Here is a 19,362-nt window from a genome sequence, read left to right as displayed (position 1 = left end):
TTCGCTCGACTTGCATGTATTAGGCACGCCGCCAGCGTTCATCCTGAGCCAGGATCAAACTCTCCAATAAAGTTAGTTTGTCTAGCATCTAAAATAAAAATTGACGTTTCACGTTGTTTGTTTCGTTCAGTTTTCAAAGAACTTGTCCACCGCTTCAGAAGCGACTTCATCATATTAACATCTTCATTTTTCGATGTCAACCAAGTTTTAAAATTTCTTTTTTGTCGTTTTCTGCGTTTCCGCATCAGCGACGTTTATTAATATACCATCATGATTTTCAAATAACAAGTGTTTTTATAAAAAACATAAAAAAAATTATCTACCCTAATTTCTTCTATAGAAATAACTATTATCCTTACTACTGAAAATAGTTATTTTAATTGTATGCTAATACACTCCGTTCAACCAAATTGTATTTCACAATGCCTTCCCAAATTTTCATTCTCTTCTATATTAAAGTTTATAATAATTATCCTTCTATAAAATAACCATACAAATTAGCCGTAAGAAAAAATCCCATCTACATTAAACAACCACTCGCGCGCATTATCCCCTTCCTTCTCATTCAAAATTTATCTCCCTACAAATTAACAACATTCCAACCCTAATATAAACTTAAGGATATTGTTAGAATTTTTTTACATTTAATTGATGAAAAATATCCATTTTTTGTTATATAGTAAGAAAGGACGCACTCAACTATAAATAAACCAATGGAGGAATTATTTTATGGATAGGTTAACAAAGTTTTCATTAAAAAACCGAGCTGCCATTATCATCATGATTTTTCTCATTTCCATACTCGGTGTTTATTCCGGCTCTAAATTACCTATGGAATTTTTACCAAGTATCGACAATCCAGCAATTACCGTCACAACCTTATCTCAAGGACTCGACGCTGAAACGATGACAAAAGATGTAACTGATCCTCTCGAAAAACAATTTCGCAATTTAGAGCACGTCGACACCATTACTTCTTCTACATACGAGGGATTATCACGTATCGACATTGCGTATACATCAAAAGCAAACATGAAAGATGCAGCACGCGAAGTCGAAAAAGCCGTCAATACAATTAAATTACCTAAAGATGTAACCAAGCCCGTAGTTAGTCAATTAAACACTTCTATGATTCCACTCGCTCAAATTACTATCCAGAAACAAAACGGTTTTTCAAAAGCAGATGAAAAACAAATTGAAAAAGAAATCGTACCACAACTCGAAAACATTGATGGTGTTGCCAACGTTATGTTTTTCGGAAAATCCACCTCTGAATTATCTATCGTACTTGATCCAAACCAATTAAAAAACAAAAACGTAACATCACAGCAGATATTAACTGTTTTACAAGGAAAAGAAACTTCTACTCCAGCTGGGGCAATTACTGTTAATCAGGAAGAATACAACCTCCGCGTCATTGGGGACATAAAAAATGTAAATGACATTAAAAACATCACTGTGGCACCCCAAGTGAAATTGCAAGACATTGCTCAAATTGAAATTAAACAACACTACGATACAATCTCACATATAAACGGAGAAGAAGGCACAGGATTAATCATCATGAAAGAGCCAAGTAAAAATGCAGTTGCCATTGGAAAAGAGATTGATAAAAAAGTTAAAGAGATAGATAAGGAATATAAAAATCAATTTTCTATTAAACTTTTGGCTTCAACCCATGAACAAGTTGAAAATGCTGTTACTAGCATGGGAAAAGAAGTAATACTTGGAGCAATCGCTGCAACTCTAATTATCTTAATCTTTTTACGTAACTTCCGAACAACACTCATCGCTGTTGTCAGTATTCCATTATCTATTTTATTAACACTCTTTTTACTACATCAATCTAACATTACGCTTAACATTTTAACCCTCGGTGGTTTAGCTGTTGCGGTTGGACGTCTCGTCGATGATAGTATCGTTGTCATCGAGAATATTTTCCGCCGTTTACAAAAAGATTCTTTCTCTAAAGATATCATTCTCGATGCAACGAAAGAAGTCGCAGTCGCAATTACTTCTTCTACTTTAACAACGGTCGCTGTTTTTTTACCTATCGGCCTCGTATCAGGAGCAATCGGAAAATTAATGTTACCTATGGTATTAGCAGTTGTATATTCTATACTATCATCCTTAATCGTTGCACTAACAGTTGTTCCACTTATGGCTTTTTTACTACTCAAAAAAACAAAGCATCGAAAGCCAAGTTCTTCATCACGATATGTCGCTACATTAAAGTGGGCTCTTTCTCATAAATTCATTATTCTACTTACTTCATTTTTATTATTTGCAGGATCAATTGCGGCCTATATATTACTACCGAAAGCAAACATAAAATCTGAAGACGACACAATGTTATCTATTAACATGACATTTCCAGCCGATTATAATGCTGAATCTCAAAAACAAAAAGCATTTGATTTTGAAAAGAAATTACTTTCTAATTCAGATATAACAGACGTTATTTTACGAATGGGATCTAGCGCAGAAGATGCACAATGGGGGCAAACAACTAAAAATAACCTTGCTAGTATATTCGTAGTCTTTAAAAAAGGTTCTGATATTGATCAATATATTAAAGAGTTAAAAAAGGAAAATAAAACTTTTGAGCCTGCTGAACTTGATTATATAAAAACAAGTTATTCAAGTTCTGGCGGCGGCAATAACTTACAATTTAACGTAACAGCTACTAACGAAGCGGATTTAAAAGAGGCGGCTACTATCGTTGAAACAAAACTAAAAAGCATGGATGATCTTTCTAAAGTAAAAACAAATTTAGAAGACTCTAAGAAAGAATGGCAAATTCATATTGATCAAACAAAGGCTGAACAACTAGGTTTAACACCAGAAATAGCTGCGCAACAAGTAGCATTCCTTATGAAGAAATCACCTATTGGCGAAATTACAATTAATAATGAAAAAACTACTATTATGATAGAACACAAAAAAGAAAACATTAATAAACAAGAAGATATTTTAAATACAAACATACTATCACCTATTAATGGCCCAATACCTTTAAAAGACATCGCAACTATTTCAGAAAAACAAACGCAAACAGAAATTTTCCATAAAGACGGAAAAGAAACAATCCAAATTACAGCCGAAGCTTCAAATGAAGATTTGAGTAAAGTAAACACAGCAGTAAATAAAGCGATAACTGACTTAGATTTACCTAGTGGTGCAAAAGTCAATATCGCAGGAGCTACTGAATCTATGCAAGAGAATTTTACAGATTTATTCAAAATTATGGGGATTGCAATAGGGATTGTATATTTAATTATGGTTATCACCTTCGGGCAAGCACGTGCTCCTTTTGCAATCCTATTCTCCTTACCGTTAGCTGCTGTCGGTGGTATTTTAGGCTTAATCGTTTCACGAACACCTGTTGATGTAAATTCCTTAATCGGCGCATTAATGTTAATCGGGATTGTTGTTACAAACGCTATTGTATTAATAGAAAGAGTCCAACAAAATCGGGAACACGGAATGGAAACAAGAGAAGCCTTACTTGAAGCAGGTTCTACTAGACTACGCCCAATTATTATGACAGCTATTACAACAATCGTTGCTATGCTCCCACTTCTATTTGGCCAATCCCAAGCAGGGAGTATGGTATCAAAAAGTTTAGCCGTCGTTGTCATCGGTGGTTTGGCAGTCTCAACTCTTCTTACATTAGTAGTTGTTCCAGTTATGTATGAACTATTAGATAAAATCGGGAGAAAAAGACGCTCCCGTAGAAAAATAAGCACTTCTACAGAAACACCTGACATTTAAAAGAAAAGGGTTATCTTCACGAATGAAGATAACCCTTTTTCTCTACCTACTCATATAATCCATCATTTTTTCCGCATACCGTTCTAGAGATTCACTAGAATCCACAATCTAAATTACATCTGTTCGTCTATATAATTAATCACAAATTCAACAATCGTTACGCCCTTTCCTTCTATAATTAAAATACAAAAGAACCCCCTATTTATAAGTAGAGAGTTCTTCTTTATAATTTATGCCGCTTTTACCTTTTTCGTCGTTTTACTTTTTCTTTTCGTTCCTGTAAAGCGCTTGTGTAATATAGATGCTATCAAGCGTGAAATAACATTGAATAGTAATACCATAATAATTAATACAGCTGCAGATTTTGTCGCAATTAACTTCGCATCCGGGATAATTCCTTCAGAATTTAACTTCCAAATGTGAACCGCTAACGTTTCAGCTGGTCTAAATGGATTTAAAGGATGAGCAGGACTTGAGAAGTCCGCTGCTGAATTTAAAATCGGAGATGTTAAACCCGCTGTATAAATTAATGCCGCTGCTTCACCAAATATACGACCCGCAGCTAAAATAACACCTGTAATGATTTGTGGTAATGACGACGGAATAATAATACGAGTGATCGTTTGCCACTTCGTTGCACCTAGCCCAAGACTTGCCTCTTTCACATTAGAAGGAACTTCTGAAATCGCATTTTCACAAACACGCGTTAAGCCCGGTAAGTTTAAAATAGTTAAAGCAAGGGCACCACCCATTACTGTATATCCCCAACCAGTCATTGTAACGAACACTAACAAACCGAATAAACCAACAACAATAGAAGGTAAAGATGCCATTGTCTCGATACATAAACGAACAAAGTTTAAAAAACGTCCTTGCTTTGCATACTCTGCTAAATATATTCCAGCACCTAATCCAAGAGGAATAGATATAATAAGCGTTATAACAAGCATATAGAAGGAATTGAATAACTGCGGACCAATCCCACCACCAGCTCTTGTATTACTTGGTTCTTCAAACAAGAAATTAGGATCCCAAAAACCCCATCCCTTTTGTAAAATTTCAAACACTAAGAACACTAGCAAAGCTACAACTAAAGCTGCAATCGTATAAAAGATACCTGTCCAAACTTTATTTACCGTTCTTGCATTCATTATTATCGCTCACCTCTTTGCCCAATCGCTCGAATTACTAAAATAAACAGGAATGAAATAACAAGTAAAATCATTGCTAAAGTCCATAGCGCATTGTTCCAAGCAGTTCCGTTTAATGTATTTGTCATGTCCATTGTTAAAATACCAGTTAACGTCGCTGTTGGACTGTATATTCCTTCTGGTAATTTAATCGTATTCCCGATTACCATTTGAACCGCTAGCGCTTCACCAAAAGCACGCGCTAAACCTAAAACAACACCTGTTAAAATCCCTTTCTTCGCAGCAGGAACAATTACTCGGCTAATCGCTTGCCATTTCGTTGATCCTAGACCATAAGAAGCTTCTAAATAATCAAATGGAACAGAACGTATTGCATCAGAAGCGATACTAGCAATAGTTGGCAAAATCATAATACTTAATACAACAATACCCGCAATTAAACTAAAGCCTACTCCCCCAAACGAATCACGTAATAGTGGCACTAAAATCGTAACCCCTAATAATCCGTATACAACCGAAGGAATACCAACTAATAATTCTAAAACAGGCTTCAATACTTTATTTCCAAACTTTGGCGAAATTAAATTCATGAATATAGCAAGAGCTATAGCAATTGGTGCACTAATAATGACCGCACCTAACGAAACCACCGTTGAACCTACAATGAAAATTAAAGCCCCGAAGGATCCTTGATCAGCATTTGGATTCCATTTTGTCGATGTTAACATCTCAGTAAATGAGATACCACTTTGTGTAAAAGATTGAATACCTTTACCACAAATAAACGCAATAATAGCTAATGTAATTAAAACAATAAAAATACCACAAAACGTAACAAGTGATCTTCCTATATATTCACTTTTTACGTAATTAATTTGTTTTTTCCCCTTCATCACAGGACAGACCCCACTTCATAAATTGAAATGAACAGGACTGGCCTTGCAGCCAGCCCCATAAATTTTATTACTTATTTAATTTAGACATTGGAATATAACCCATATCTTCTACTTGCTTTTCAAAATCTTTACCTTTTACATAGTCAATGTAAGCTTTTGTTGCTTCTTTTGCCTCACCTTTCGTTACCATGTACTCGTAAGACCAAAATGGATATTTACCAGACGCAATGTTTTCAACTTTTGGTTCAGCACCATCAATTTTTACTGTTTGTAGCGCACCTTTTTTCTCGCCAACCATGTAAGACATCGCTAAATAACTTACTGAACCTGGAGTAGAGTTAATCGCTTGTTCTACTGCACCGTTAGAATCTTGTGTAGTACCAGTTCCATCATTGATTTTCGCGTCTTTCATAATTGTTTTTTCAAATGTAGCACGTGTACCAGAAGAAGCTGGACGATTAATCACGTTGATTTTTTCATCTTTCCCGCCTACTTCTTTCCAGTTTGTTACTTTTCCAGTGAAGATATCTTGTACTTGTTGTACTGTTAAGTTATCAACTTTTACATCTTTATTTACGACAAGTGCGAATGCAATACCCGCTACCTTGTTATCTACTAATTCTTTCGCCTTATTAGCATCTTTTATTTTATCTGCAGATGGAACATCTGAGTTACCAATTTGGACTGCACCAGAAGCTACTTGGTTAATTCCAGTTCCACTACCGCCACCTTGCACTTGAATAGAAACGTTTGAATTTTTCTCCATAAATTTCTTTCCAGCTTCCTCTGCAAGAGGTTGAAGTGCTGTAGAGCCTGCAGCTGCTATCGTACCTGACAATTCTTGTTTTGCATTATCGTTTCCTTTAGCATCTTTACCTGATGTCTCTTCTGCTTTTCCACATCCCACTAATGAACCCGCTACCACTAAAGCTGCTAAAGAAAATTTAATACCCTTTTTCATAACCATGTCTTGTACCCCCATTTGGATTATCACTTTTCACATTTGTCTACTTCTTTCGAACACAAATTCATTGTAGGACAATAATATTATGTAAGTGTTAAGCAATTTTTAATTTTAAGTAAATGACGATAATAATCCTTAAAAACTAGGAATCCCAACATTTATAGTTAAAGAACCCAACAAAATCCACACTATTTAAGCTGTAATGTAAATTTATTCTTAACAATGTAAATCCAATGTAAATGTTTTTCTCTCTTTTTCCCTTTTAATTAAAGTTATATTTACAATTCCGCTGTATTTTGTAACTTTTACACGCCTAATTTATGCACATAAAAAAGAATTTCAGTAATATTTTTTAGTACAACTAAATAAATTGGAACAATTCTAAAATTAAATGAATATTTTTAAAGTACCAATTGACAGTATCATCCAATGTAGTCTACTATATTACTAACAAAAAGTTTACCTAAGGAAACTTTTTAAACTCAAACTAAAAATATAGAGATGAGGTAACTTTTATGGTATCGGCTAATATAAAACCACTTTCCGAATTTAAAATAGGAGAGTTTGTACAAATTGAGAAGATACAATTAGAAGGAACTATGAAACGACGCTTATTAGATTTGGGATTTATCCCGGGGGCGACGATTAAAGTATTGCAACGCAGTCCACTTGGAGATCCGGTCGCTTATCAAGTGAGCAACACAACTATTGCACTGCGTAAAGAAGAAAGCTCCCTTATTTTCGGGGTATTAATAGGAGATGATTTCAGATGAGCAAACATCGTATCGCTTTAGCTGGTAACCCGAATACAGGGAAAAGTACATTATTTAATACTTTAACAGGCTTAAAACAACATACTGGAAACTGGACGGGAAAAACTGTTTTAAAAGCTGAAGGAGAATATGAACATAACGGAAGTAATTATACATTAATAGATTTACCTGGAACTTACTCACTATACTCAAATTCCGCAGACGAAGAAGTAGCAAGGGATTATATTATATTTGAAAAACCAGAAGTAACTGTAGTTGTTATAGACGCAACTGCTATGGAAAGAAATTTAAATTTAGCACTCCAGGTGATGGAGATGACAAATAATGTAGTCATTTGCATTAACTTAATTGATGAAGCCGAGAAAAAAGGGATTGTTATCGATGAAAAGAAATTAGCAAAATCACTTGGTGTGCCTGTCGTTAAAATTTCAGCACGTAACCGAGTAGGTATTGGTCATTTGCTAAATGTTATTGCAAAAGTAGCAAATAAAAAACTAATTCCAACACCAATTAAAATTACTTACAGCGAAAAAATCGAAAATATGATTCAGGAATTAGAGCCACAAATTTATAAAGTATTCGGTGATACGTATCCAGCACGTTGGATTACGTTACGTATATTAGATGGAGATAAAAATTTCTTAACTACACTTCAAAAACACCATAATGAACCACTTGTAAGGGAGGTCGTAATTAATGGAATCTCACTCAGCCAGTAAAGCTCTTCCATTAGACTATATTATTCAACATGCACAAACACTTTCAAAAGAAGATATACGAGATGATATAGTCGGAGATATTTACCGAACATCCGCAAGCATATGTAAAGAATCCATCCAATATACAAATACTGATAAATTATATCGTTCCGAAAAACTAGATAAAATTTTCACATCTCCAATCTGGGGATTCCCAATTATGCTCGGTATTTTATCTATTATTTTTTATCTTACAATTGCAGGCGCTAACGTACCATCTGATATGATTGCCGAATTCTTCGGATGGGCCGAAGGATATTTAACATCTTGGTTCCAAGCAGCGCATGCACCTGAATGGTTACATGGCATTTTAATACTTGGTTTGTTCCGTGGTATCGGTGCTGTTATTAGCGTTATGTTACCACCTATGGCAATCTTTTTCCCTATGTTCGCGCTATTAGAAAACTACGGATACTTACCACGTGTCGCGTTTAATATGGACCGCTTATTCAAACGATCCGGCGCACACGGGAAACAATCTTTAACAATGGCAATGGGATTTGGTTGTAATGCAGCAGCCATTATGTCAACACGTATCATTGAATCACCACGTGAACGTATGCTAGCAATTTTAACGAACAACTTCGTTCCTTGTAACGGTCGCTGGCCTATGTTAATTTTAATGGCTTCACTATTTATGGCTGCTGGTTATACAGGCAGTATGCAAACATTGGTTACTGCTGGTGTTGTAGTTGGAATGGTTGTAATTGGTGTTATTATGACATTAACTGTTTCTTGGGTACTATCAAAAACAGCCTTAAAAGGGGTTCCAACTCACTACACACTTGAGTTACCTCCGTACCGCAAGCCAAAAGTTTGGAATACAATTGTTCGCGCAACACTCGATAAATCAATCTATGTTTTAAAACGAGCTATAGTTGTTGCTGCCCCTGCGGCTGCATTAACTTGGTTACTTGCTAACATTTTTATCGGTGACACAAGCTTACTTATGTATTTTGTAAACTTCCTAGATCCATTTGCTAAAATGTTAGGACTTGACGGGTTTATTCTAGCTGCATTCATTCTTGGACTACCCGCTAATGAAATTGTAATCCCAATTTTATTAATGTCTTACTTATCAACTGGGGCTTTAACTGAAATAGATGATTTTAATCAAATTAAAAATCTATTCCTAGAAAATGGTTGGACTTGGTTAACAGCGTTAAACACAATGTTGTTCTCACTTCTTCATTTCCCGTGCGGAACAACACTTGTTAATATATACAAAGAAACAAAAAGTGCAAAATGGACATTCTTATCGTTTGCAATCCCTACCGTTATCGCCATTGTTGTTACATTCCTCTCTACACAATTGGTACATTGGTTAGGGCTTGTATAAAGCAAAGCATACATAGAAGGTATCCCCCTTCACATATGCTTTGCACGAAAGAAACCTGAAATTATTCAGGTTTCTTTTTTTGCACATCAGTATTCCACGGCTGTGCTCCATACGTTGTGAGTTTTTTATGAATAAAATATATAGTTCCTGGAAGAACTGCCATTAATATCGTGCAACTAATTCCTAATCCAGTAAACAACTTTCATCACCTTATTTCACTCTTTTCGGTAAAGCTGAACCTGAATGTTCAATTGTTGGATGAACATGAACAGTAATTTCAGCATTACTAAAGTAATTTTCGCCTTGATCCCAATTCTTACTTACCTTTTTCCACTCTTTATAATTATGTCGCTTATACACTTCCCCTAACTCTAGTACATCTACCTTATATTTTTTTTGAACAAGTTTAATTGATTTTTGAATACGCTTCTCCATTTCTTCCGATATATCCTTCTCTAAACGCTTTTCATTCAAAACCTTTTTATGATCACTAAAATGCAACTCAGCCAATGTGCCTTCCAGAGATAAATGAATATCAAACTTTGGTTTTGTAGCATTCGTTGTGGATACTTTAATTTTTCGACGTAACTTATGAATTTCATATGTAATAAGTTGATTCTTTTTACGGATGGTAAAAAAACCTCCAATTTTTTTACCTATTATATAATTCATCCCTACTGTTTCTTCCCCACTCAAATTGCCTACACACTTATTATCCTTTCCACGAAACAATGCTGCACCGTTCATTTGTACTCCTTGTTTTGTTAGTTCCAGAATAGGTAATACAAAACTTCGGTTAGAGATCATCTTTTCCTGCACCTCACCAATTCTTGCAGCCTCAATCATTTGGGCATTTTTCGGAGGGTGTTCAGCTAACATATCAATATACTGCGCCGGTAAATTTTCAGGCTTGGCACTTTGTTTTAAAATAGCTTCGGCATTTTTATTAGAAACGAACAAACGAATATTTCTTCTCATCTCATGATCGCGAATATATACATCTAACGTATTTTGTAAAATGTATGGATGTGAAAGTAATTCTTCAGAGAAAATAATCACCTGTATATGAGGGAAAAATAATGTACGACTAATTTTTTTTGCGATTATTCTTATTTGTTCAAATACACTATCTGCTTTTGCACTAACATTAATATAATTTTCGCTATCCCCACCCCCTTGTCCACCCTGTTGAGACAATTTACTGGGGAGTACCATCTGATAGGTCCCTTTCATAATTGGATTCGCTTTCTTCTCCTTCACAATATCGTAAGCCGCTCCTACTACAAATCCTCTTTCTTCTATCTCTTCTAACTCAGAACACCCACTCATAAATCCAGTTAAAGCCATAACCATTATAATTTTAAGAAGGTGTTTCATTTCCACCATTCCTTCTTTTTATTTTATATACAATTAAAACGAGCAAAGGTGCTAACACAACACACCCCATATCTATCCAAGCTAAATAAGTCCCATAACTTGATAAAGTATTTAAACTACTAGGTATCATATTCACCATAAAAATAATAGGGGCACTTATGAAAATAAAAATTTGTTTCTTCACTTTCGGAAACATAGCACAAAACAATAAAGATGCGACGTCATAATACATTGCTGTAGTGTTATAAATAGTAATAATCCAAGTCGTAAAAAAAATCGCATCAAACCTTTCTAAAAATCCTCCACCAATTTCAATTTCTTTCCCTAATTCAATTGTTGGATATGTCAATCCACGTGTTGTCATATAAGTAAAAACACTAATACAAGTTACATAAATTAAAATGTATGACAGCACGTTTACCATCACCGCTTTCGCGACTGCCATTGGCGCTTTTTTCGCTGTCTTATTATTCAGCAAAACTGCATAAAATAACGCTACTTCAAATCCAATAAACGTAAAAATAGAATTTTTAACTCCAACAGCATATTGACTTACTTTCGTTTGAAAAGCTGGTAGTAAATTATTTATTTCCATTAAATTTATATTCAATAAAGAAAGAAGTACTATCGCAATTAAAACAATAGGCAAGAATAAAACATTTAACCTTAATAAGGCTGCTCTTGATCCTGCTATTCCATAAATAACAACTAATAAGAAGAAAAAAGACAGTAGTTGTATTGGTGTATCACTAAATAAATACGTTTGAGAAATAACTGAAATCATTCGCGATTCATACGCTGTCAAAGCAGCAAAAGTTAATACTAAAATACTACTAATTGTGTATGCAACAGGCTTCGTCAAATGCGCACTCGTATATTGAACAAAATTTTGTTTTGGAAATAAGATAGCCACTCTCGTCACAAACCAGCCTAAAACTGCGCAAATCAGTCCACCCAAAAGCAAGATAATCCAACCGTCCGAAAATAAAGTTTGGTTAGCGATATCTCTTGGCATAGACAATGCCCCTATACCAATAATGGTCGATGATACCGCAAACCCAATTTCCCGAGATCCAATCTCTTCATCGCCATACTCAAATGGTTTCACTTATTTTCGCTCCTTTGGACGTATTGTAGAGTCTTTTGTTTGTAAGTACTCTGGTCTATCTTTCAACATCGATTTTGGCATGCGAATAAATTCTTCTTTCCAATCTTTATAAAATGCAGGAGCAATGGGAGTTGTATACGGTATACCAACACTTGTTAAATTTGTAATATGAATAGCAAGTGCGATCAGAGCTAGAATAATCCCATACAGTCCAAAAGCCGTTGCAGCTAATACAAAGACGAAAAGTAAAATTCGGAACGTAATCGTAATACTATATACAGGAAGCGAAAACGTAGCAATCGCAGTAACTGCAATAATAATAACTAAAAACGGATTTACAATCCCTGCATTTACCGCAGCTTCTCCAATTACAAGACCTCCTACAATCCCTATCGTTTGCCCCATCGGTTTCGGCAATCGGATTCCAGCTTCTCGTATTAATTCCATAGTCAAGGCCATCATTAATGTTTCAATATATGCAGGAAACGGAACACCTTCCCTCGCACCTGCAATTGAATAAGCCAATTTAGAAGGAATAAGTCCTTGATGATAAGATACAAGTGCTACATACATAGCTGGTAACAAAACCGCAATTATGCCTGAACCCATACGTAAAAACCTTAATAACGTTCCAATCACCCAGCGCTCATAATGATCTTCTACAGATTGAAAAATATCAACAAACACAAGTGGTGCAATAAGAGCAAACGGGGATCCGTCTACTAAAATGGCCGCCTTCCCTTTCGCTAATGAGGCTATAATATTATCAGGCCTCTCTGTATTCAAAAACTGTGGAAATGGGGATAAATTATTATCCTGAATTAATTGTTCAATCGTACCTGTTTCCAAAACGACATCTGTCACTATTGATTGAAGACGGCGATCTAACTCTTTTACAATGTGAGGATTAATAATATCTTCTATATATACTAGGGTTACTTCTTTCTGCGATCGCTTCCCCATAATATAAGATTGGAACCTCAACTTTGGATCGCGTAAGCTGCGTCGGATTAACATTTTATTCACATTAATGTCTTCATTTAATCCAACTCTCGGTCCGCGTATTAAATCTTCTGTCACTGGTGGTTCTAAACTTCGCTTCTCCCAAGCCCTACTATTAATAATGATAGCAGTTTGAATATTATCAATTAATATAACTGTATCTCCCGCTAAAATCGCATTTATAATATCCGGAAATGTTGTCTTCTTACCCACTTCCGCAATAGAAATAAAACGGTCCAATAACGTCTGAACGACAGCCGCTTCATTTTGCACTTCTTCATATTGAAGAGTACGAACTACATATTTATAAACATTATCCTTGTCTGTTAACCCACATAAAAACACAACCGCACAACGTGTAAAACTCCCAGCAAGAGCAACTTCTCTAATTGTTAAATCATTAGGTGAACCTAACTCATCCCTAATTTCTTTCATAACTTCAAATAAGTTACCTTCAAGCTCTAACAATTTCCCCACCTAACTTCCTTTTCAACAAGTTTTTAGTTAGATTCCGCTAATTGAAGAAAATATATACAAAAAAGAGCTATCTCTTTTCAAAGATAGCTCTAATAAAGTAAAACTTTAATCACCCCTCACCAATCGGGCTTTTACAGGCAGCAAGGCCCCCACCTAACTTCTTTGCTTCCGCTGAATTTTGAGGTGGGGGTCTTACTGCTTGTTAATGCGGGATAAACGAATTACTTTTCCACTATTATAGTGTTTTTCTTTATAAATACACCTTTTGTAAATCCACTGACTACAAACATCACAATTATATTAATTAACAATGCGACTATACCTACATTCAAATCTTTTATATACTGCGGGAAACTCGGAAACATCGTGGCTATAGTTGAACCAGATAAGGTAATATATGCGACCACTAATAGCCCAACTCCCATTCCTGCAATAGCTCCTTGCTTCGTAATAATTTGACGTGGAAACAAACTACATACAAGTGCAGGGAAAAGTTGTGTAACGATACTGTATCCCATTAATAGAAGCGCTCCTATCGTTTCTCCTCCTTTAAATGTAAATAAAACTGCCACGAGCGTTACTACAGGCACAAATAATTTTGCCATCTTAGCAACTTGTCTATCTGAAGCAGATGGAACTATCGTTCGATAAATATTTTTCGCTAACAGTGTAGAAGCCGCCATAACAAGCATCGAACCCGGAACCAATGCCGTTAATACTCCCGCACTACCAATAATTCCAATAAACCAAGGGTCAAACGTTTGAAGAGCAAGTCTGAACAATGAAAGGTCTACATCCGCTCCTTTTAATCCCGGAACCTGTAATATAGCAGCAAATCCTGCAAAAAATACGAAAAGTAAAACTAAAGAATACAATGGCATAATTGCTGCATTTTTACGAAATACTTTTTCATTTTTTGCAGAAAAAGCAGAAGCAAATGTATGAGGCCACATATAGAAACCGAGGGCCGTTAATATAATAGTAGAAACAAACCAAGAAATACTCATTCCTTCTTCAGGTAAAGATAAAAATCCCGGTTTCGCTGCCTCTACAGCCTCAAACATCGGCTGAAATCCTCCATAATAATGATACGGTAAATATATACCTAAAAACATAACGATAAACAGTATCATAATATCCTTCAAAGCGGCCGTCCAAGCCGAACCATGTATACCTGAAACCATTACATATATAGTTATAACAATAGCACCAATCCAAACCGCAACAACAGGTGACACCCTTCCGTAAGAAGCTTCTGAAACGATAATTCCCAGTCCTTTTAACTGTAAAACAAGATATGGGATGATGGAAACAACACCAACAATTGAAACAATAATCCCAAGCGCTTTACTTCTATATTTCTTCGCAAAAAAATCCGACTGTGAAACAAGGTTATGCTCTTTCGCATACTTCCAAATCGGTGGCAATAAAAAATACGATAAAAGATAAGCTAAAGCGCCATAGCCTAAAATATAAAAGGTAGGTGCTCCTTTACTATACGCCCAGCCACTTCCTCCCAAAAATGTAAACGTCGTATAAATTTCACCTGCCATAAGGAGAAAAACAAAAATAGTGCCAAACCCTCTTCCCCCAACTGACCATTGCTCTAAATTCATATCTTTTCCATGTTGTGCCCGAATCCCTAAAAATAGTGCGAGAAACAAAAATAAAATAATGATAAGTAATGCAGTCATTTTACATCCTCCTTATTAGCAGGATCCAACACGTACACAAGCCCCATACAAAAAGATGTAATAAACACTGATAATAATACCCAAAATAATAAAAATGGCATCCCTAATACGTAAGGAGTAACTGAATTCGCAAATATTGGCCCAACTACTAAACAAAGAACTGGGATAAGCGCTAGAATGTGTATTTTCTTCATCTCATTCTCCTTTACTTATAAAGTTCATAATGGCTGATACAAAGACTTCCACTCCAATCGGTAATGCATCTTCGTCAATCGTAAAACGAGGGTGATGGTGAGGATATATAATACCTTTCTCTTTATTTCCCGCTCCGATAAAAAAGAATGTCCCCGGTGCCTTTTGTAAAAACGCTGAAAAATCTTCTCCAGCCATCGTCGGCTGTAAACGAACAACTCTATCCCTTCCATAAAGTTGTAATGCCGTTTGTTCAATAAGCTCTGTAGCTTCATAGTCATTTACAACTGGTCGATACCCATATTCATATGAAAATGTATATTTCGCTCCGTAAGATTCCGTAATATGCTTCACAATCCGCTCAATCTTCTTCTCTGTTTCACCTCGTAATTCATGTCTTAAACTTCTCACTGTCCCTTCAATCTCGGCTTGCTCTGGTATTACATTATGAGTTGTCCCCGCATGAAATTGCGTAACAGATATTACGAGAGAATCTAATGGATTCGTGAGGCGAGATACAATTTGCTGAAGTTGCGAAACGACTTGTGTTCCAATTGCAATACTATCCACCGTTTCATGAGGGATTCCAGCATGTCCACCTTTTCCCTCTATCTTAATTTTAAAAACATCCGGTGCAGCCATTGCAGGACCATAAATAACACCTATTTTCCCAACCTCTAACGACGCCCAAAGGTGAGCACCAATAATATAATCCACACCTTCCATTACACCTGCAGCAACCATCTCCTCTGCACCACCAGGAAAATTCTCTTCAGCATGTTGGAATAGAAAACGAATCTCCCCTTTAATCTTCTCTCTTTCTTCTACTAACTTATATACAACCCCAAGTAATATCGCTATATGTCCATCATGACCACATGCATGCATTACACCTTTATATGTAGAAATAAAATCAAACTCATTTTCTTCATGAATAGGAAGAGCATCCATATCGGCGCGAATCGCAACTGTTTTGCCCGGATGTTTACCTACTAACTTTGCCATCACACTATATTTAGTCGGCCGTGACACTTCTAAACATGGAAATTTCCGAAGTATATCGAACACAAACTGCGATGTTTTTTCTTCTTGAAAAGATAACTCTGGATACTTATGAAAATGCCTTCTCCACTCAACTAACTGATTTTTTGACAAAACAAGTTCCTTTGCAACATCCATTTCTCTTCTCCCCTTCTTCACCAAGTTAAATGTTATTATAACGTGAATTGTTAACTTTTAAAAGAATCTTCTGAATTTTCAGTGATGATAAACTAAAAAGAAAAAGCCATCCAAAAGATGACTTTTTCATTATTATAAAATAGTAATTGCTTGTTTTCCCATTTGCTCCCAAGCTTTCTCAAATTCTGCTCGCGGAACAGCCAAACGTGGATTATTTTTAAGAGGATCATTTACATATACAAAGTTTTGATCATATCCAATTACTACTGCACTATGCTCATAATATGTAATTTTCACTTCGCCTGAACTCGTATTCCATGTTTCAAAACTACTTTCAGCTAGCGGCTTAAACGTCGTATTAATAATGACCCATACCGGAGAGCCTGAACTAATTACTTTATATATATCTTGCATGTCTCTACCTGTTAAATTAATTACTTTTTCAGGAACATATTTTTCTGCTAAATCAAAGATTGGTTTATTGTACACACCATATCCAGGCTCTGCCTTTGTATAAATATTTCCCACAAATCCCTCGTAAGGATTTCCACGCAAACCATTTTGTTCAAATGGAACACGATGAATTTCGCTAGCAAGTTGCATCTTATCTACTTGTACACCTTTATATTGCAGCAACATAGCTAAACTTGTCACTTCACATCCTCGAGGTAATTCTGGTAATTGTTTAATAAACGGAACATCTTCAATCATAGCTGCTTCTTTCATTTCAGATAGAAATTCTAGGCGTAGAACTTGCGCCTTTTGCATGATTTTATCTTTCCCTATAAAAAACGCAGCAGCAATTATAATCCCAAAAACAAAAAGATATTTTAACTTTTTCATTATAAACAAAACTCCATTAATTATTATTTTACAGATACAACTCTTATCATTGTACCCTTCTTCTTACTAGTTTGCTAGAAAGATCATGTGAATTATCGCTCATAGAATGAATTATAAAAATTCTAATTATTTTTAATAAAAAGAAAAATAAATATACATTTCCAGAATATTTTGCTAAAATCAAAATTGTTAACATAGTGAAGATATCACCATGTTAACAAACATTCTTAGAGTATTTAGTCATAGTTCGTTTTTTTACATACTCCATTCATTTCATAGCAAATAAACCGAGTGTGTGTTGCATCCCCCACTAATGATTAAAAACTCAGAATAAAACGAAGTTCACACATTCAAGAAAATACGGGGTGAGGGCATATGAATCAACAAATTGAACAAACAGATTTAAAACGAACAATGAAAAGTAGACACCTATTTATGATTGCACTCGGCGGTGTTATCGGAACCGGGCTATTTATGGGATCTGGTCAAATTGTCCATAATGCCGGACCTGGTGGTGCTATTCTTGCATTTTTAGTCGGTGGATTTGTTATGTATTTAACGATGTTATGTCTTGGTGAATTATCCGTTGCTATGCCAGAAGCAGGTTCATTCCAAAGTTATGCAAGCAAATTCATTTCACCTGGTTTTGGATTTGTTGTTGGTTGGATGTATTGGTTAAATTGGGCTGTTACAGTTGGCGTGGAGTTAACAACTGTAAGTATTTTAATGAAACGCTGGTTTCCAGACGTTTCTTCCTGGATTTGGTGCGTTACATTTGCAGCAGCACTCTTCCTTGTAAACGCTTTATCAGCAAAAGCATATGCAGAAGCAGAGTTTTGGTTCGCAAGTGTAAAAGTCGCGACAATTGTTATTTTCATCGTGCTTGGTGGTGCTGTTATGTTCGGTCTACTAGACTTCAATGGAAAGCCAGCTCCAATGCTTCATAATTTCACTGAAAATGGTGGGCTATTTCCAAACGGTGCATTAGCTGTTCTTCTTACGATGATTACAGTAAATTACTCCTTCCAAGGAACAGAATTAATTGGAATCGCTTCAGGAGAAAGTGAAAATCCTGAAAAAACAATTCCAAAAGCAATAAAAAATACAATTTGGCGAACTCTCTTCTTCTTCGTCTTAGCGATATCAGTTGTTGTAGGTTTACTCCCATGGCAAGAGGCTAATCTAGTCGAAAGTCCCTTTGTACTTGTATTTGATGTAGCCGGTGTCCCATATGCAGCAGACATTATGAACTTTGTTATTATTACAGCTGTATTATCCGTTGCTAACTCTGGTCTATACGCAAATTCTCGTATGCTGTGGGCGATGGCAAAACAAGGAATGGCAAGTCCAGCATTTACGAAATTAACTAAAAAAGGTGTACCGCTAAATGCATTAATTTTCAGCCTAATTTTCGCTAGCCTGTCCTTACTAACAAGTGTATTTGCGGCAGATACTGTCTTTCTAGTTTTAACATCTATTGCAGCAATGGCTGCCGTTGTAGTTTGGATGTCAATCGCCGCTTCACAGTTTTTCTTCCGTAGAAATTTCGTGAAAAATGGTGGCGACATAAATGATTTAAAATATCGTACACCGCTCTATCCACTCGTTCCAATCGTAGCGTTCTCGCTCAATTTCATTACATTTGTTAGTTTGGCTTTCATTCCAGATCAAAGAATTGCTCTTTATTGCGGCATTCCATTTATGATTATTTGTTACATTTTATACCAAGTTAAATATAAAAAAATTGTCACACTTGAACAGCCACGAACTGTCACACAAGAAATAAACTAAATATACAAAATATTTAGCTATCTTTCTTATCATAAGATAGCTTT

At 35.6% G+C, this 19,362-nt stretch carries 16 protein-coding genes and 1 rRNA gene; 5 read left to right on the top strand and 12 right to left on the bottom strand.

From position 1 onward, the window contains the following. Positions 1 to 70 (bottom strand): 16S ribosomal RNA (locus EBQ15_RS24190); the annotation flags it as partial. Between the two features lie 659 nt (positions 71 to 729). On the opposite strand from EBQ15_RS24190, the gene EBQ15_RS24185 reads away from it, so the two are divergent. Further along, positions 730 to 3,774, top strand: a complete 3,045-nt coding sequence (locus tag EBQ15_RS24185) for an efflux RND transporter permease subunit (protein WP_000375531.1) — start codon at positions 730 to 732, stop codon at positions 3,772 to 3,774. Between the two features lie 230 nt (positions 3,775 to 4,004). On the opposite strand, the gene pstA is transcribed toward EBQ15_RS24185, so the two are convergent. The 3 genes from pstA to EBQ15_RS24170 all read right to left on the bottom strand — a co-directional run bounded on the left by pstA (position 4,005) and on the right by EBQ15_RS24170 (position 6,788). Further along, positions 4,005 to 4,925, bottom strand: coding sequence for a phosphate ABC transporter permease PstA (pstA, locus tag EBQ15_RS24180; RefSeq protein WP_000994154.1), 921 nt, complete (start codon positions 4,923 to 4,925; stop codon positions 4,005 to 4,007). A 2-nt stretch (positions 4,926 to 4,927) separates the two neighbouring features. Further along, entirely contained in the window at positions 4,928 to 5,818 is an 891-nt protein-coding gene (pstC, locus tag EBQ15_RS24175) for a phosphate ABC transporter permease subunit PstC (protein WP_000676676.1), read from the bottom strand. Positions 5,819 to 5,888: 70 nt separating this feature from the next. Continuing rightward, entirely contained in the window at positions 5,889 to 6,788 is a 900-nt protein-coding gene (locus tag EBQ15_RS24170) for a phosphate ABC transporter substrate-binding protein PstS (RefSeq protein ID WP_000245116.1), read from the bottom strand. A 512-nt stretch (positions 6,789 to 7,300) separates the two neighbouring features. Between EBQ15_RS24170 and EBQ15_RS24165 the strand changes: the two genes are divergently transcribed. From EBQ15_RS24165 to EBQ15_RS24155, 3 genes are read left to right on the top strand one after another with little or no spacing between them, the layout of a single operon-like run. Then, positions 7,301 to 7,558 carry a FeoA family protein gene (locus tag EBQ15_RS24165; RefSeq protein WP_000252982.1) on the top strand — a complete coding sequence of 86 codons (258 nt, stop codon included), beginning with the start codon at positions 7,301 to 7,303 and terminating at the stop codon, positions 7,556 to 7,558. Further along, the gene (locus tag EBQ15_RS24160; RefSeq protein ID WP_000033866.1) at positions 7,555 to 8,277 is read left to right on the top strand and encodes a FeoB small GTPase domain-containing protein; all 723 of its coding nucleotides are present in this window, start codon (positions 7,555 to 7,557) and stop codon (positions 8,275 to 8,277) included. The genes EBQ15_RS24165 and EBQ15_RS24160 overlap by 4 nt, the downstream gene beginning before the upstream one ends. After that, positions 8,255 to 9,655 (top strand): nucleoside recognition domain-containing protein, encoded by a 1,401-nt coding sequence (locus tag EBQ15_RS24155; protein WP_000443591.1) that lies wholly within the window; start codon positions 8,255 to 8,257, stop codon positions 9,653 to 9,655. The genes EBQ15_RS24160 and EBQ15_RS24155 overlap by 23 nt, the downstream gene beginning before the upstream one ends. 61 nt (positions 9,656 to 9,716) lie before the next feature. Here the strand turns inward: EBQ15_RS24155 and EBQ15_RS31295 are convergent, their stop codons facing one another. From EBQ15_RS31295 to EBQ15_RS24120, 8 genes are all read right to left on the bottom strand, one after another. Continuing rightward, entirely contained in the window at positions 9,717 to 9,854 is a 138-nt protein-coding gene (locus EBQ15_RS31295; RefSeq protein ID WP_000493997.1) for a hypothetical protein, read from the bottom strand. Between the two features lie 11 nt (positions 9,855 to 9,865). After that, entirely contained in the window at positions 9,866 to 11,032 is a 1,167-nt protein-coding gene (gene gerLC, locus EBQ15_RS24150) for a spore germination protein GerLC (RefSeq protein ID WP_000681631.1), read from the bottom strand. Further along, entirely contained in the window at positions 11,016 to 12,140 is a 1,125-nt protein-coding gene (gene gerLB / locus EBQ15_RS24145; protein ID WP_000802011.1) for a spore germination protein GerLB, read from the bottom strand. Before gerLB ends, gerLC begins: the two co-directional genes overlap by 17 nt. Then, positions 12,141 to 13,619 carry a spore germination protein GerLA gene (gerLA, locus tag EBQ15_RS24140; protein WP_001999095.1) on the bottom strand — a complete coding sequence of 493 codons (1,479 nt, stop codon included), beginning with the start codon at positions 13,617 to 13,619 and terminating at the stop codon, positions 12,141 to 12,143. 221 nt (positions 13,620 to 13,840) lie between these two features. After that, on the bottom strand, positions 13,841 to 15,313 hold the full coding sequence (locus EBQ15_RS24135) for a sodium:solute symporter family protein (RefSeq protein WP_000125930.1): 1,473 nt from the start codon (positions 15,311 to 15,313) through the stop codon (positions 13,841 to 13,843). Next, positions 15,310 to 15,507, bottom strand: coding sequence for a DUF3311 domain-containing protein (locus EBQ15_RS24130; protein WP_000719834.1), 198 nt, complete (start codon positions 15,505 to 15,507; stop codon positions 15,310 to 15,312). The genes EBQ15_RS24135 and EBQ15_RS24130 overlap by 4 nt, the downstream gene beginning before the upstream one ends. A 1-nt stretch (position 15,508) precedes the next feature. Further along, entirely contained in the window at positions 15,509 to 16,684 is a 1,176-nt protein-coding gene (locus tag EBQ15_RS24125; protein WP_000382124.1) for an amidohydrolase, read from the bottom strand. A gap of 132 nt (positions 16,685 to 16,816) precedes the next feature. Beyond that, entirely contained in the window at positions 16,817 to 17,527 is a 711-nt protein-coding gene (locus EBQ15_RS24120) for a C39 family peptidase (protein ID WP_000734482.1), read from the bottom strand. Positions 17,528 to 17,902: 375 nt separating this feature from the next. On the opposite strand from EBQ15_RS24120, the gene EBQ15_RS24115 reads away from it, so the two are divergent. Next, positions 17,903 to 19,318 (top strand): amino acid permease, encoded by a 1,416-nt coding sequence (locus tag EBQ15_RS24115; protein ID WP_001075749.1) that lies wholly within the window; start codon positions 17,903 to 17,905, stop codon positions 19,316 to 19,318. Positions 19,319 to 19,362: the final 44 nt, after the last annotated feature.

Source organism: Bacillus sp. 2D03, from assembly GCF_003946765.1.
In the GTDB taxonomy this organism is placed as follows: domain Bacteria; phylum Bacillota; class Bacilli; order Bacillales; family Bacillaceae_G; genus Bacillus_A; species Bacillus_A cereus.
This window is presented reverse-complemented; position numbering and strand designations above follow the sequence as displayed.

Bases quoted from the DNA above. Each gene is read 5' to 3' on its own strand.
- EBQ15_RS24130 (WP_000719834.1), bottom strand. From the start codon at position 15,507: ATGAAGAAAATACACATTCTAGCGCTTATCCCAGTTCTTTGTTTAGTA.
- EBQ15_RS24165 (WP_000252982.1), top strand. From the start codon at position 7,301: ATGGTATCGGCTAATATAAAACCACTTTCCGAATTTAAAATAGGAGAG.
- EBQ15_RS24135 (WP_000125930.1), bottom strand. From the start codon at position 15,313: ATGACTGCATTACTTATCATTATTTTATTTTTGTTTCTCGCACTATTT.
- EBQ15_RS24125 (WP_000382124.1), bottom strand. From the start codon at position 16,684: ATGGATGTTGCAAAGGAACTTGTTTTGTCAAAAAATCAGTTAGTTGAG.
- pstA (WP_000994154.1), bottom strand. From the start codon at position 4,925: ATGAATGCAAGAACGGTAAATAAAGTTTGGACAGGTATCTTTTATACG.
- pstC (WP_000676676.1), bottom strand. From the start codon at position 5,818: ATGAAGGGGAAAAAACAAATTAATTACGTAAAAAGTGAATATATAGGA.
- EBQ15_RS24155 (WP_000443591.1), top strand. From the start codon at position 8,255: ATGGAATCTCACTCAGCCAGTAAAGCTCTTCCATTAGACTATATTATT.
- EBQ15_RS24160 (WP_000033866.1), top strand. From the start codon at position 7,555: ATGAGCAAACATCGTATCGCTTTAGCTGGTAACCCGAATACAGGGAAA.
- EBQ15_RS24170 (WP_000245116.1), bottom strand. From the start codon at position 6,788: ATGGTTATGAAAAAGGGTATTAAATTTTCTTTAGCAGCTTTAGTGGTA.
- gerLC (WP_000681631.1), bottom strand. From the start codon at position 11,032: ATGAAACACCTTCTTAAAATTATAATGGTTATGGCTTTAACTGGATTT.
- EBQ15_RS24185 (WP_000375531.1), top strand. From the start codon at position 730: ATGGATAGGTTAACAAAGTTTTCATTAAAAAACCGAGCTGCCATTATC.
- EBQ15_RS24115 (WP_001075749.1), top strand. From the start codon at position 17,903: ATGAATCAACAAATTGAACAAACAGATTTAAAACGAACAATGAAAAGT.
- EBQ15_RS24120 (WP_000734482.1), bottom strand. From the start codon at position 17,527: ATGAAAAAGTTAAAATATCTTTTTGTTTTTGGGATTATAATTGCTGCT.